Origin of the sequence: Idiomarina seosinensis, from assembly GCF_044797955.1 — a bacterium.
In the GTDB taxonomy this organism is placed as follows: domain Bacteria; phylum Pseudomonadota; class Gammaproteobacteria; order Enterobacterales; family Alteromonadaceae; genus Idiomarina; species Idiomarina seosinensis_A.
In genome coordinates this window covers 2,310,411-2,325,081 of sequence record NZ_CP085211.1, presented here as the reverse complement: position 1 = coordinate 2,325,081, position 14,671 = coordinate 2,310,411, and the positions used below count along the sequence as shown (strand labels likewise).

The 14,671-nt window shown below is 49.2% G+C and carries 11 protein-coding genes; 7 read left to right on the top strand and 4 right to left on the bottom strand.

The genetic code is table 11. The annotated features are described in order from the left end of the window. The first annotated feature begins 201 nt into the window (after positions 1-201). Positions 202-1,470, top strand: coding sequence for an amidohydrolase family protein (locus tag LG288_RS10985; protein ID WP_404400491.1), 1,269 nt, complete (start codon positions 202-204; stop codon positions 1,468-1,470). Here LG288_RS10985 and LG288_RS10980 read toward each other — a convergent pair. The 3 genes from LG288_RS10980 to LG288_RS10970 form a co-directional block, all read right to left on the bottom strand. Beyond that, positions 1,467-2,360 (bottom strand): MaoC family dehydratase, encoded by an 894-nt coding sequence (locus tag LG288_RS10980; protein WP_404400489.1) that lies wholly within the window; start codon positions 2,358-2,360, stop codon positions 1,467-1,469. The two genes, LG288_RS10985 and LG288_RS10980, sit on opposite strands and share 4 nt — an antisense overlap. A gap of 101 nt (positions 2,361-2,461) precedes the next feature. Continuing rightward, the gene (locus tag LG288_RS10975) at positions 2,462-4,501 is read right to left on the bottom strand and encodes a BCCT family transporter (protein ID WP_404400487.1); all 2,040 of its coding nucleotides are present in this window, start codon (positions 4,499-4,501) and stop codon (positions 2,462-2,464) included. 81 nt (positions 4,502-4,582) lie between these two features. Then, positions 4,583-5,788, bottom strand: a complete 1,206-nt coding sequence (locus LG288_RS10970) for a cyanate transporter (protein ID WP_404400485.1) — start codon at positions 5,786-5,788, stop codon at positions 4,583-4,585. A gap of 143 nt (positions 5,789-5,931) precedes the next feature. Between LG288_RS10970 and gmk the strand changes: the two genes are divergently transcribed. From gmk to LG288_RS10950, 4 genes are all read left to right on the top strand, one after another. Next, positions 5,932-6,558: a guanylate kinase gene (gene gmk, locus LG288_RS10965; protein WP_404400483.1), complete on the top strand. Its 627-nt coding sequence runs from the start codon at positions 5,932-5,934 to the stop codon at positions 6,556-6,558. A 68-nt stretch (positions 6,559-6,626) separates the two neighbouring features. Then, the gene (rpoZ, locus tag LG288_RS10960) at positions 6,627-6,899 is read left to right on the top strand and encodes a DNA-directed RNA polymerase subunit omega (protein ID WP_404400481.1); all 273 of its coding nucleotides are present in this window, start codon (positions 6,627-6,629) and stop codon (positions 6,897-6,899) included. A gap of 111 nt (positions 6,900-7,010) precedes the next feature. Beyond that, positions 7,011-9,116: a bifunctional GTP diphosphokinase/guanosine-3',5'-bis pyrophosphate 3'-pyrophosphohydrolase gene (gene spoT, locus LG288_RS10955; RefSeq protein ID WP_404400479.1), complete on the top strand. Its 2,106-nt coding sequence runs from the start codon at positions 7,011-7,013 to the stop codon at positions 9,114-9,116. A 3-nt stretch (positions 9,117-9,119) separates the two neighbouring features. Continuing rightward, positions 9,120-9,512 (top strand): RidA family protein, encoded by a 393-nt coding sequence (locus LG288_RS10950; RefSeq protein ID WP_404400477.1) that lies wholly within the window; start codon positions 9,120-9,122, stop codon positions 9,510-9,512. Between the two features lie 29 nt (positions 9,513-9,541). On the opposite strand, the gene LG288_RS10945 is transcribed toward LG288_RS10950, so the two are convergent. Continuing rightward, positions 9,542-10,891 (bottom strand): Na+/H+ antiporter NhaC family protein, encoded by a 1,350-nt coding sequence (locus tag LG288_RS10945; protein WP_404400475.1) that lies wholly within the window; start codon positions 10,889-10,891, stop codon positions 9,542-9,544. Positions 10,892-11,015: 124 nt separating this feature from the next. Here LG288_RS10945 and LG288_RS10940 point away from each other — a divergent pair, with 124 nt between their 5' ends. Together LG288_RS10940 and recG are read left to right on the top strand one after the other, a co-directional pair. Beyond that, the gene (locus LG288_RS10940) at positions 11,016-12,545 is read left to right on the top strand and encodes a GNAT family N-acetyltransferase (protein WP_404400473.1); all 1,530 of its coding nucleotides are present in this window, start codon (positions 11,016-11,018) and stop codon (positions 12,543-12,545) included. 25 nt (positions 12,546-12,570) lie between these two features. Beyond that, positions 12,571-14,661 carry an ATP-dependent DNA helicase RecG gene (gene recG / locus LG288_RS10935; RefSeq protein ID WP_404400471.1) on the top strand — a complete coding sequence of 697 codons (2,091 nt, stop codon included), beginning with the start codon at positions 12,571-12,573 and terminating at the stop codon, positions 14,659-14,661. Positions 14,662-14,671 lie beyond the last annotated feature (10 nt).

Here is a 14,671-nt window from a genome sequence, read left to right as displayed (position 1 = left end):
AATAGTACTGCAATTAAGTGGGCGTAATGATAATGGCAATGATAATAATTCGCAATACCGTTATTGCAGGATTCTTGACTTAAATTCATAAAAATTAGCGCAGCTATTGAACAACGGGTTAAAACTTGTCATAACAGGAATGGAAAATGCGTGGCATTACTCATCAAAATAAAAAAAAGCAATTCGCCTTGGGAGGCCAAAATGATAAAAAAACTAGCGTTAGGGGTAAGCCTTGCGTTACTGACAAGCCAGGCTGCGGCAGCTGACTGGCTGCATTGTGGTGACGTTTTTGATAGCGAAGAAGGAAATCTTAAAGGCGAGCACTATATCGCTGTGGAAGGCGGCGAAATTACGAAAATTACCCGCCAGCGACCAAACGTAGCATCAATTACTGATTTAAGCGCCATGACGTGCTTGCCTGGGTTAATTGATCTGCACGTTCACCTTGATGGTGAGTCAGCCCCTGATGCCTACATGGATCGCTTTACCCAGGGCCCTGCTGATCTTGCACTGATTGCTCAAAGCTATGGCATGAAAACGTTAAACGCCGGTTTTACTACGGTACGCAACCCGGGCGACTCGTATAATGTCACCATCGCATTACGCGACGCGATTGCCGCAGGTACGGTTAAGGGTCCACGCATTTACAGTGCCGGCAAATCATTAGCGACTACCGGCGGTCATGCCGACCCAACCAATGGCGTTAAAGATTTATTAATGGGCCGCCCATCTCCTGTCGATGGTGTCATCAATAGTGAAGAAGATGCGAAAGAGGCTGTCCGTCAGCACTATAAAGAAGGAGCTGACTTTATAAAAATTACCGCCACGGGTGGCGTACTCAGCATGGCCTCCAGCGGTCAAAACCCACAGTTCACTAATAATGAACTTGAAGCCCTGATTGATATAGCGGATGACTATAACTTCCATGTCGCGGCTCATGCGCATGGCAAGGAAGGCATGTTACGTGCAGTAAAAGCCGGAGTTAAAACCGTCGAGCACGGCACTTACATGGATGACGAAGTCATTGCAGCGATGAAAGAACAGGGAACCTATTTAGTACCGACCATTCTGGCAGGCAAATTTGTTGCTGAAAAAGCTAAGATTGATGGTTACTTCCCGGACGTGGTGCGCCCAAAAGCTGCTGAAATCGGGCCATTAATTCAGGAAACCTTTGCTAAGGCTTATCAAGCCGGTGTTAACGTGGCCTTCGGTACCGATAGTGGTGTTTCTGCTCATGGTGATAACGCGCTGGAATTCCAGTATATGGTTGAAGCTGGTATGCCAGCACATGAAGCGATTCAGGCGGCGACATCGATAGCAGCTCAGATTTTGAAAAACGACAAACTGGGCGCTATAAAAGTGGGTAACTACGCCGATATTATCGCGGTTGACGGAAACCCGCTGGATGATATTAAGCAGTTGCAGGACGTCGACTTCGTTATGAAAAACGGCGAACTGATAAAATATTAAAGGCCCTCAAGCTGGATTTCTCCATCCAGCTGCACTTGTGAGTGGTCGGCGCTGCGAACTTCATAGCGGTGCCGACCCTCTTGCTCAGAAACCCAAAACTGTACCCGCGCAGGCAGCACTACCGGGCGTTTAAAGTTAACCTCGATCCGGGTCGCTGGCTTACCGCTTGCCTGTTCTATTTTAGCCTGTGCGCGGGCCATCATATACATGCCATGGATAATTGGCTTTTTGAAACCAAACCAGCGTGAGCAAATTGAGTGCAGGTGGATTGGGTTAAAGTCACCGGATACTCGTGCATAACGACGGCCCATGCCCGAACCTAACTGCCAGTGACATTGATGGACCCAGCCGGGTTGTGGCTGAAACGGTTTTAACGGTGCTTTTTTTCTGCCGGGTTCGTGCTGTTGACCTTTCATTACTTGGTAAGTGCTTTCGCAGGTTACAACCTGTTGATCTCCCTGATAAAAAGTCACAATAAATTGGGGTCGCAGGCGCCGTGGCGAAACATCAGGTCCACGGGCGGGAAGTTTGACAAGAGCGTGTAACTCGAAACCCTGGGCCGGATCGATGTTAGCGTGCTGCTGCAATGTATTATTTACATGCACCAGGCCCGGGGCTGGCCAGGGGAAGCGCGGATCCAGCATTTGCGCTAAGTGGGTGCGCTGCGCCAGACAGTAAAAAAAGGCCAATGGCATTTCGCTGACAAAGCCACCAAAGGTGCTCTGATAAGCGGCAAGTGCTCTTCTAGAAACCGGATCGGTTACGAAGCGTTGCTGTAGTTCGTCTTTCTCTGCACAGCTGTTATCGACGCGGTTAAGCGTCAGTAAAGACTTTGCCAGCATAGCAGGCAAAGCGGGCAGGTGCTGGTTTGAACGCACAGGTGTTTCCATTAAAGAGAGCTTCCTTTTATCGATCCTGACAGTATCTCACAGGCACAGAGGTTGCAACAGTCCGACCACTGTAATATGTCTGCAGCGGAGGCTTAGTCCGGCTATTTTTTAGTTGCCATATCATGCAGATCCTCATCGTGCTTTTCCACTTTCCAGGGTAATATACCCGGGCTGTTATGGCGGAATTGCAGATAATTTTCAAATTGATTAATGACATCATTGATGATGTCTGTCTGTTCCCATCCGAACAAGTTATATGATTGCCCGCCCTGGCGTAAAAACACTTCCGCGCGGTAGTAGTTTTCACGGTGCTTGTCGTTGGACAGCGCGTATTCCGGCAGTAAGTAATCTCTTAAACGAATCTCGTAAGCAAAATCCAGTTCTTTTTTACGCTCCACGGTCAGGATGATGCGGTCATTATCAGGATCTTCTTTAAGCTCGGCCGGCCAGTCTTTGTCCCGGAGTTCTTGTTTAACGTTCTTTAGCGCGCTTTTTGCATCACCATAGATAAAATCAAGTACCGGCTCACGTTCCGGAAATTCAATTAAATCCGACAGCCGTTTTTTCCAGTACTCGGGACCTTCGTTAATACCGCGCCGGTGCGACTGGCGACGACCACTTAAGCTGTTGTACTGGTAACCTTCTATGACCAGCGCTCGCCACATACCGATCGCAGAGATCAGTATAATAACGGCAAATGGCAGAGCACTGGTTATCGCCGCTGTCTGCAGGGCATTGAGTCCCCCGGCTACAAGTAAAACGGAGGCAACGATGCCTTCGATAGAGGCCCAAAAGATACGTTGCCATACGGGTGGCTCAGGATTACCTCCCGAGGCCAGAGAGTCAATCACCAGCGAGCCCGAGTCAGAGGAGGTAACAAAAAAGGTAATAATCAAAAGTACGGTGGCAAAACTGATGATACTACCTAAAGGCAGGTTCTCATAAAGTTTAAACAGAGCAACGGCCTGGTTATCCTGTACTTCGGTGATCAATGTTGTATAGCCTTCGTTCATGATCATGTGTAATGCCGTATCACCAAATACAGCAAACCAGAAAAAGGTAAAGATGGAAGGTACCAACAGTACCCCGAAGACAAACTGGCGAATGGTGCGGCCGCGACTGATTTTGGCAATAAAAAGTCCGACGAAAGGAGCCCAGGCAATGGTCCAGCCAAAAATGAACAGGGTCCAGTTGCCGATCCAGTCACTGCGGCTATAGGCCTGAAGATTAAAGGTGCGCTCGACAATACCACTTAGGTAGGCGCCGGTATTTTGTAAAAAGGTTTCTAGAATATGAATGGTCGGCCCGGCAAAAAATACAAACACTATGAGAATGACCACCAGCGCCATATTCAGAATGGATAATCGCCGTATTCCCTTATCCATGCCAGCTACCACAGAGGTAATGGCTCCCAGTGTTATCAGGGCAATGGCAATAACCTGGGTGGTGGTACCAATGGGAATATCCTCCCACAGGTAGTTTAACCCCGTGTTTATCTGAATAACCGACAAGCCCAGGGTGGTGGCAATACCAAACATGGTGCTGAGAATAGCGAAAGTGTCAATTGTGTGCCCGATCGGACCGTTAATTTTATCGCCAATCAGGGGGTAAAGGGTAGAACGCATTGACAAAGGCAGGCCGTGACGAAAAGAAAAATAAGCCAGTACTAAGCCAACCAGGCCATAGATAGCCCAAATATGAAAGCCCCAGTGAAAATAGGCAATTTGCATGGCCTGTTTGGCGGAACTCACGGTTTCTGCGGCGCCCATAGGCGGTTCAGCGTAGTGCAGTATAGGCTCAGAAACACCAAAAAATAGCAGAGCTATGCCGTAGCCTGCGGAAAACAGCATGGCAAACCAGGAGATAAAACTGTATTCCGGCTGGCCGTGGTCCGGCCCTAGCTTAATGCGTCCCCATCTGGAAACGCCGACACCGACAATAAACATTAAGAAGAGCGCAACGGCCAGCATGTAAAACCAGCCGAAATGCTGAGTAATTGCTGCCAGGGTTGCTTCAAACAGAGCACCTGCTTTATCAGGAGCGCTTAGGGTGCCAATAATGAGTAAGCTAATAACAAAAATTGCGGGCAAAAAAACCGGCAGCAGCACAGCCTTATGCCACGAATTTTTTTTAGATACCATGAAACACTCCTGTTGTTTCCGTTGCGCTTTACCTACAAGTTATAACGCACTCCTTAAAAAGCACCAACTTATCCTTATCCTTTATGAAGAACTGATAACGTGCGGATAGTGTTTTGGATTAAAGCGCAGTGTGCACAGCAAAATGATGGCACCAACGGCAATGTGCAATTGCCAGCCGAGCGAGTAATCGCCGCTAAAATCCCGGAACCAACCTGTCAGCAGCGGCATCAGGCTGGCAAACATAAAGCCGATGCCCTGCATAAAGGATACGAGACGGCCTGCTTGTACCGGATTGTCCAGATGATCCAATGCCATCACAATACACAAAGGGAAGGCACCTCCTAAACCAAAGCCGCACAGTGCAGCCCATAGCCACGGAGATAATTGCGGCCAAAAACTTAGTCCGGCAAAGCCAATCATCTGGGTCAATACCGCAATCACCAGCCAAAGGCGGCGATCCCGGGAGCGTGAAAGTGCCGGCAGCAGTAGCGCGCCGCCCACCTGCACCAGCGAGAACAGCGCCAGCAAATTACCGGATTGCTGTGCTGACCAGCCGAACTCACCATAAAAAGGCGCAATCCAGGCGATAAAGCCGGCATAACCTGCATTAACCAGCGCAAAGTAAAAGCCAAGAAACCAGCTGCGCGGATACTGGTGAGCGCGCAATAGCTTATTGGCGGGAGGCACCTGCACAGGGGGGATTCTGTTTTGCGGGGACCACCAAATTAAAGCGGTAACAATCGCTAACACAGACCAGGCGGCGAGGGCATAGTAACGCTGCGGCAGCCACTGTGCGAGCCAGGGAGTCAGTACAGCGCCTAAGGCAGCACCACCCATTAAAGCGGCGGACCAAAGGCCGGTAACAAGGCTCAAGTGGCGTAAGTAACGATGCTTTGTTAGCTCAGGAATAATAATGTGCAGCAGTGCAATGCCAAAACCGCCGATAAAAGCACTCACTAGCAGCAGTAGCGTGCTGGGCGGCAAAAAGCGGATTAATAATCCGCCGGTAAGAACTATTAAGCCGAGGCTGATGCCGCGCTTGTAACCCAGTGCCATAGTCAGCTTGCCGGCAAATAAAGCCAACAACCCGATCATCAAAATCGGCAGCGTGGTCAATAATGAGATACTGCTGAAGGAGGCTCCGGTGATGGCAATAAGTTCATCGGTTAAGGGGCCTACCGAAGTTAACAACGGGCGTAAATTAAGACCCAGCAGGACCAATAGCAACAAGCCGAATAGACGACTAGCGCGGGAGTCCGTATAAAATTCAGTATGGAGCTGCGACAAGGGGCATTAGTCCTCTACAAGCAAAAGAGCTTACTGTACTGACTTTTTCGTCGATAGTGAATAATGAGCTTTTACCAAACTCCTTTAAGCGTGATACTATTAACTGCTATAAATCACAACTTGGGTGTTTTACAGCAACATTTATGGCGACGCAATCGGGAAACCTTTTTATCATTGCCGCACCCAGTGGTGCCGGTAAGTCCAGTCTTATCAGAGCGTTGCTGAACCAACACGACGATGGTTCAATGCAGGTTTCGGTTTCCTCTACCACACGCGCTCCGCGACCTGGTGAGCAACAGGGCGTCCATTACCATTTTATGGATATTCCGGAATTTGAACGGCGCATCGATGCGGGTGAATTTTATGAGTGGGCCCGGGTATTTGATAATTATTACGGAACCTCGCGCAAAAGCGTAGAGCAACTGCTGGAACAAGGTGTTGATGTGTTTTTAGACATCGACTGGCAAGGTGCTCAGCAGGTCAGGGAACATCATCCGGCCACCCGTTCCGTATTTATCGTTCCACCCAGCCTTGCTGTTTTAGAGCAACGCTTGCGCGATCGCGGGCAGGACAGCGATGCTGTCATCGCCGGTCGTATGGCAAAAGCGCAGGCAGAAATGTCGCATTATCATGAGTTTGATTACTTATTAGTGAATGATGACTTCACAACCACCTTACAACAGCTGGAGCATATTGTTCTGGCACAGCGTAGCCGTATGCAGCGACAACAATGCTGCCATGCAGAAACACTGAAGGAATTGCTTGGCTAATGGCGGGCTTTTCCGTATAATTTGTAACCTTTCGAAAAATAGAACTCAGGCTTTATTGGGAGTAAACCATGGCTCGCGTAACCGTTGAAGATGCTGTAGACCGCGTTGGTAACCGTTTTGACTTAATTTTATTAGCATCCCGTCGTGCCCGCCAGTTGGCAGTGCAGGGCAAAGAACCCCTGGTTGAAGTAAAAAATGAAAAGCCAACCGTGATTGCACTGCGAGAAATCGAGCAGGGTTTAATCAATAATGATTTGCTGGACGCTGAAGATCAGCAAGCACAGCAACGCGCTGACGTTGAAGAAATGCAAACAGTTAACGCGCTGCGTGGCGTCGAATAAATAAACTCCGCCAACGGCAGCCGGCCGTTGGCTTTTTTCTTTTTTCCCCGTATTCTGTCATAACGTTTCCTCATCGATCTGGTCTAGTAGCGTCTGTCGCGGAGATAGCTGGTGTATCTATTTGAAGGCTTAAAAACGCAAATTAGCGAGTATTTACCTGCGGCTCAGGTGGAGCAAGTTCAGCAAGCTTTTGTAGTGGCTAACGAGGCCCATAGCAGCCAAAAACGCAGTAGCGGTGAGCCCTACATTACCCATCCAGTTGCGGTTGCCAGTTTATTGGCTGAAATGCGGCTGGATTACGAAACCCTGATGGCCGCATTACTGCATGATGTCATAGAAGATACCGAAACCAACCACGAAGAGTTAACTGAGCTATTTGGCAGTAGTGTTGCTAACCTGGTCGAGGGCGTGTCAAAACTTGATAAGCTTCAGTTTGATTCTAAAGAAGAAGCCCAGGCTGAAAATTATCGTAAAATGATCATGGCAATGGTGCAGGATATTCGGGTTATTCTGATTAAACTGGCCGACCGCACACACAATATGCGGACCATTCAGCATTTACGGCCCGATAAACGGCGCCGAATAGCACGTGAAACCCTCGAAATTTATGCACCCCTGGCGCATCGGCTGGGTATCCATGACATTAAAAATGAGCTGGAACAGCTGGGCTTTTGGGCTCTTTACCCGTGGCGGGCCCGCTTGCTCGAATCTGAAGTAAAAAAAGCTCGCGGTAACCGGCGCGAATTTGTTGAGCGGGTACACAGCGAAATCGAAGCGCGGTTGCAGGCTAACAATATTGAAATGCGGGTATTGGGAAGAGAGAAGCTCCTGCACAGTATTTACAATAAAATGCAGTCAAAAGAGCTGCGTTTTAATCAGGTTATGGATGTCTACGCCTTCCGGGTGATTGTTGACACAGTCGATACCTGTTATCGCGCTCTGGGTGTTTTGCATAATCTGTACAAGCCAATAGAAACCCGTTTTAAGGATTATATTGCAATTCCGAAATCCAATGGCTACCAGTCGCTACATACCTCGTTAAAAGGTCCTCATGGGGTGCCGGTAGAAATCCAGATACGCACCGAAGAGATGGACTTAATGGCCGACCGCGGAGTTGCCGCACACTGGCTGTATAAAAATACTGATGACGCCGGCACGACCGCCCAGGTCAGAGCCCGAAAATGGATGCAGAGCCTATTGGAATTGCAACAAAGTGCCGGCAGTTCATTTGAATTTATCGAAAGCGTTAAGTCAGACCTGTTTCCCGACGAAATTTATGTTTTCAGTCCAAATGGCCGCATCATTGAATTACCTCAGGGCGCTACAGCGGTCGACTTTGCTTATGCTGTGCATACTGATGTTGGTAATACCTGTATTGGCGCGCGGGTTAATCACCGCACCTATTCATTAAGTAAGCCGCTGGAAACAGGACAGACTGTTGAAATAAAGACGGCCAGCGGTTCGCGTCCGAATATTGCCTGGTTGAATTTTGTCGTAACAGGTAAAGCGCGCACCAAAATACGCCAGTACCTAAAAGGACAGCAAAGCTCCGAAGCATTGCAGCTGGGTGAGCGCTTACTGCGCTCTGCTTTGGGACCGGTGAGCTATGAAGACATACCTGACAGCGAGTTCGAGCGGGTCGCAAAAGAAACTAAGGTCGAAAGTAAAAACGAGCTGTTGACGCAGATCGGCTTGGGTAACATGATGTCGGTGGCCATCGCGAAGCGTCTGCTGGGCGAAATCCAGACGTTAAAAGATGAAGCTTCGTCGCAAAGCAGCCTGTCCATTAAGGGTGCTGAAGGCTTGCTGGTTAGCTTTGCTAAGTGCTGCCGGCCAATTCCGGGCGATGATATTATTGCCCACGTTAGCCCCGGTAAGGGTCTGGTGATACACCGTAGTGAGTGTAAAAATGTCAGAGGCTATGAAGATGAGCCGGGCCGTTATTTCCCGGTTGAGTGGGATAATAAGCCCGAGGCAGAGTTTATCTCTGAGATTCGTATTGAAATGGTTAATAACCAAGGTGCGTTGGCCAGGTTGACCTCAGCAATTGCGACAACAGGTTGTAATATTGACGGGCTGACGACCGAAGAAATTGATGCCAATATTTACTTTATTGATGTGGCTCTTACGATCCGCGATCGTAAACACTTAGCGGATGTTATTCGCCATATTCGTAAGATGCCTGATGTACAGCGTGTTACGCGTTTGAGGAAATAAAAAATGTCGAAAGTTATCATTGCTACAGAAAAAGCGCCTGCGGCTATTGGAACCTACTCGCAAGCAGTGAAGATTGGCACCACAGTGTACTTATCGGGCCAAATCCCTTTAGTTCCGGAAACTATGGAATTGGTTAGTCAGGACTTCAGAGAACAAGCCGAGCAAGTTTTTAAGAATCTGACAGCCGTTTGCACAGCTGCGGGCGGTGAGCTTCAGGATATGGTTAAGCTACAGATTTATCTGACCGATTTAGATGAGTTTGCGGTACTGAATGAAGTCATGGCCGAGCATTTCACCAGCCCTTTCCCGGCGCGGGCTGCTATTGGTGTAAAACAGCTACCAAAAGGCGCACAGATCGAAATTGACGGTATTCTTGAACTACCTAGTACCGATTAATTTTGCTTAACAATTAACCAGCAAGCAACCTAAAGGGCTGCTTGCTGTACTTCCGGCTCACGGTTTTCCAATGGTTTTCGCCAAATAATCAGCACTAACGCCACTCCTCCCAAAATAAAGCAGTAGCCTGTATTTAAACTAACCGACAAAGGCGAAATACCAAAACTGGCACCCATCAACAGCGCCTGAGCACCATAAGGTAATACGCCCTGCACTGTGCAGGCAAAGATGTCCAGCAGGCTGGCGCTTTGCCGAGCGGCAATATTACCATTGACGGCGAGCCGCTTACTGACTTCACCGGCCAGCAGAATGCTGACGGTGTTATTAGCAACACACAGGTTGGTCAGGGAGGTTAAACCGGCAATACCCAGGGCGGATGACCGCTGTTTGTGTTTGCTGACGCGACTGGCAATTGATTCGACAAAACGGGCCAGAAAAGCCAGTCCGCCCTGCTGCCGAATGAGTCCTGAAAGACCACCGATAAGCAGCGACAGTAAAAAGATTTCCTGCATACTGGTAAAGCCGTCATAAATATCCTGACTGAACTTAACTAACTGGTAGTCCACCGCGACCATGCCAAAAGCCGCTGCCAGTACAATCCCGAGGCCAAGAACGGCAAATACGTTAAGCCCCATTACAGCCAGTACAATGATGGCGAAGTAGGGCAGGCACAGCCAAAAGTTGGCGTCAGGGATTTGCAGCGGTACATTACTGGTATCGTAACTCATTAACCAAACTACGGTGAGAATTGCTGCGGGTATAGAAACCTTTAAATTAGCACGGAATTTGTCACGCATGGTGCAGCCCTGGGTGCGCGTAGCTGCAATGGTTGTGTCGGAAATTATCGATAAGTTGTCGCCAAACATAGCACCACTGACCAGTACCCCGGCCAGTAGTGGTAAACTCAAATCAGTGGCTTCGCCAATACCCAGTACCACGGGAGCCAGCGCGGCCAGTGTCCCCATTGACGTGCCCATAGCGGTGGAAATAACACCGGCAATTAAAAATAAACCGGGCAGAAGAAAAGAGGCCGGAATAACATTTAAACCCAACGCAACCATGGCATCGACGCCGCCCGTTGCCTCAGCCACCGTAGAAAACGCTCCGGCCAGCAGGTAAATCATACACATGGTGATGATATTGCTATTACCGACGCCGGCGACAAAGGTGGCAATACGCTCTTCGAATGCCTGTCGACTTAGCAGGATACCAAGTACAATCGCCGGTAAAATCGCCACCGGACTGGGTAGCTGATAAAATGCGTACTCGACGCCCTCATTTTGGAAATAAATTCCGGTTCCCAAAAACAGCGCCAGGAATAAAGCTAAGGGTAATAACGCTATAGCGCTGGGAGGTTGGACATCAGCCGGTGAATTCATGTATTTCCCTTTATTATTTTTTGTTTGGACGTCCAGAAGTTTATACAGCTACTTGTTCTGGTGCAACCCTTAATCAAATCCGTGTAAACTACGCTTAGCATATCATTTTAATTTTGGGGCAGTTATGAGTCCGGATGACTTACATTTACAGTTACGTAATTTACGGCTAGAAGATTACCCGCAGCTGAAAGTTCTTATGGACGCCGTTTATACAGATATCGGCGGTTCATGGAGCCAGTTCACGATTGAAAAGCTGATTAAGGACTTTAGCGAAGGGCAGTTTTGTCTGGAAGATAACGGTAAAATTGTCGGTGTTGCACTGACGGTAAAAGTGGCATACAACACCTTTTCAAACCCACATACCTACGATGATTTAATTGGTCACCGCGAAGCTATCTTAAACGATAAAAAAGGCGATGCGCTGTACGGTCTGGATGTGTTGATTCATCCCGACTACCGCGGCTACCGCCTGGGCCGGCGCCTGTACGATGCGCGTAAAGAGCTCTGCCGGCAGGACAATATGCGGGCTATTTTGGCGGGCGGCCGGATCATCAATTACCATAAGTATTCCGCTGAGCTGAGCCCCAGCCAATACCTGGACAAAGTTCAGCGCCGGGAAATTTACGATCCGATTCTGACCTTTCAGCTGGCTAATGATTTTAGCGTTAAACGTCTGTTAGGCAAGTATCTTCCTGAAGACGAGCGGTCACGCGGTTTTGCTACCTTACTGGAGTGGAACAATTTTCTTTACGATCCCTCAACTAACATTCTGACCACTCGTATTCAGAATGTTCGGGTGGGTGCTGTGCAATGGCAAATGCGGTCGGTAGAGTCAGTTGACGAATTGTTGCAGCAAGTTGAATATTTTGTCGATGCGTTATCCAATTACCAAAGTGATTTTGCCGTCTTACCGGAATTTTTTAATGCGCCATTGATGGGACTGACTGATAAAAGCCAACAAATGAGCGCCATCCGGTTTTTGGCCGGTTTTACCGAACGCTTTAAGCGCGAAATGTCACAAATGGCAGTCAGCTACAACGTCAATATCATCACCGGCTCAATGCCGCTGCAAGAAGGTGACAGCATCTATAACGTGTCGTATTTGTGTCGCCGGGACGGTTCGGTCGAAGAACAGCGTAAGCTGCATATCACACCGCACGAAAAACGTGACTGGGTTATCGCAGGGGGCAATGAAATTAGTGTCTTTGATACGGATGCCGGACGTATCGGCATTTTGATTTGCTACGATGTTGAATTCCCGGAACTGGGGCGGATAATGGCTGAAGAAGGGCTGGAGATACTTTTTGTGCCGTTCTGGACTGATACCCGCAATGCCTATTTACGCGTGCGTCATTGCGCCCAGGCTCGGGCGGTAGAAAACGAATGCTATGTGGTCATCTGCGGTAGTGTCGGTAACCTTCCGGAAGTTGAAAGCCTGGATGTACAGTACGCTCAGTCAGCGGTTTTTTCGCCTTCTGATTTTGCTTTTCCGCACGATGCAATCATGTCAGAAACAACGCCTAATACCGAAATGCTGATGTTTTCTGATTTAAATCTGGATGAGTTGCGTTATCTGCATCATGAGGGCTCAGTGACTAATTTATGCGACCGAAGAACCGATATTTATGAAGTTTCCCGGAAAATTCGCAGTTAACGTGCTGCCCTGGACTTTTATCTAAATGGCTGTTGCTGTTAGTTCGCCGTTAAATAAAATACCACTGACCACACTTAAAGGGGTCGGTGATAAAGTCGCGCAGAAGCTACTGAAACTCGGTTTGCAAAGCGTGCAGGATGCAATCTTTCATTTACCCCTGCGTTATGAAGATCGCACCCGGGTTAGCACTGTGGCTCAGGTACGGCCGGGTAGCTCGGCGAATCTGGTGCTGGAAGTACAGCATTCTGAAATTAAATATGGCAGAAAACGAATGCTGTTGGTGCGGGCTAAAGACAACAGCGGCAGCATTACCCTGCGATTTTTTCAATTCAGTGCTGCCCAGTTAAAGCAATTTGCTGCAGGCACCCGGGTGCTCGCCTTTGGCGAGGTTCGGTACGGTGTTGCCGGTGCTGAACTGATACACCCGGAATACACTGTGTTGGGGCCAGAACAAAGGGTTACTCTGGAGTCGCACCTGACGCCTGTTTATCCGACCACAGAAGGTGTTTCTCCGCTGGTACTGCGTAAGATAATTACGCAGGCACTCACCTATTTGTCTGAGCAAAGTGTAACTGAGTTATTACCACAATCCTTGCAACCGCACAGCTTATCGTTAGTTGACGCATTGTTGGTATTACATCATCCGCCGCCGGACGTTTCTCTTGCCCAGCTTGAACTTGGTCAGCATCCGGCTCAACAGCGGTTAGCCAGTGAAGAGTTAATTGCTCATCAGTTGAGTTTATTGCAGCTACGCAGTAAGCGGCAGGCAGAAGCAGGTATTGCAGTTAATACCAGTGGAGTGCTGCAGCAGCGCTTTTTGCAACAACTGCCCTTTAAGCCAACCGCTGCTCAACAGCGCGTGGCTGAGGAAATCGCCAGCGATCTGCAAAAGAGTATACCAATGATGCGGCTGGTGCAGGGCGACGTGGGCTCAGGTAAAACTCTGGTAGCCGCTTTGGCAGCATTGCACGCCATTGAAGCAGGCTATCAGGTCGCTCTGATGGCACCAACGGAGTTATTGTCGGAACAGCATGCGCTGTCGTTTCGTCAATGGCTGGAGCCGCTGGGCATCCAGGTCGGCTGGCTCAGTGGCCGCAGTAAAGGAAAAGCCCGCGGCGAGTTACTGCAAGAGCTTGCCGACGGGAGAATACAGCTGTTGGTCGGCACGCATGCGCTGTTTCAGGCCGATGTTAATTATCATCAGTTAGCGTTAGTTATTATTGATGAACAGCATCGCTTTGGCGTGCACCAGCGTTTACAGTTGCGTGAGAAAGGCGAGCAGGCCGGGCGTCAGCCGCATCAGTTAATTATGACAGCAACGCCCATTCCGCGAACACTGGCAATGACGGCTTATGCTGATCTGGCGACGTCGACCATCGATGAGCTGCCTCCCGGACGTATTCCGGTGCAAACAGTGGCAATCGCAGACAGCCGCCGGCAGCAGGTCATCGAACGTGTGCGCGAGGTGTGTTTAACGGAGGGACGGCAGGCCTACTGGGTGTGTACGTTAATTGAAGAGTCCGAAGCACTGGAGTGCCAGGCCGCGGAAGACACGGCTAATGAGTTACAGCAAGCGCTGGGCGAACTGTCGGTTGGTTTGGTCCATGGGCGTTTGAAACCGGCGCAAAAAGAGGCTGTTATGCAGGCCTTCAAAGCAGGCCAGCTGGATTTACTGGTAGCGACCACTGTCATTGAAGTGGGCGTCGATGTGCCGAACGCTTCGCTAATGATTATTGAAAATCCTGAGCGGCTGGGGTTAGCTCAGCTGCATCAGTTACGCGGGCGCGTTGGAAGAGGCTCTGTAGCCAGTCATTGTGTTTTGCTTTATAAAAGTCCGTTATCGAAAACCGCAAGTGAGCGTTTATCCGTATTAAGAGAAAGTAACGACGGTTTTGTGATCGCGCAGCGCGATCTCGAGATCCGCGGGCCAGGAGAGTTACTTGGACACCGACAGACGGGTTTGACACAAATGAAAGTTGCAGACCTTGAGCGTGATGCCGATTTAGTGCCGGCTGCTCAGCAGGTGGCCGAAACCGTTTTAAAGGATTATCCGCAGTCAGCCAAAGCGATTATCGAACGCTGGCTGCCGCGTCGGGATCACTACGCGCAGGTATAAGTGCTGCAAG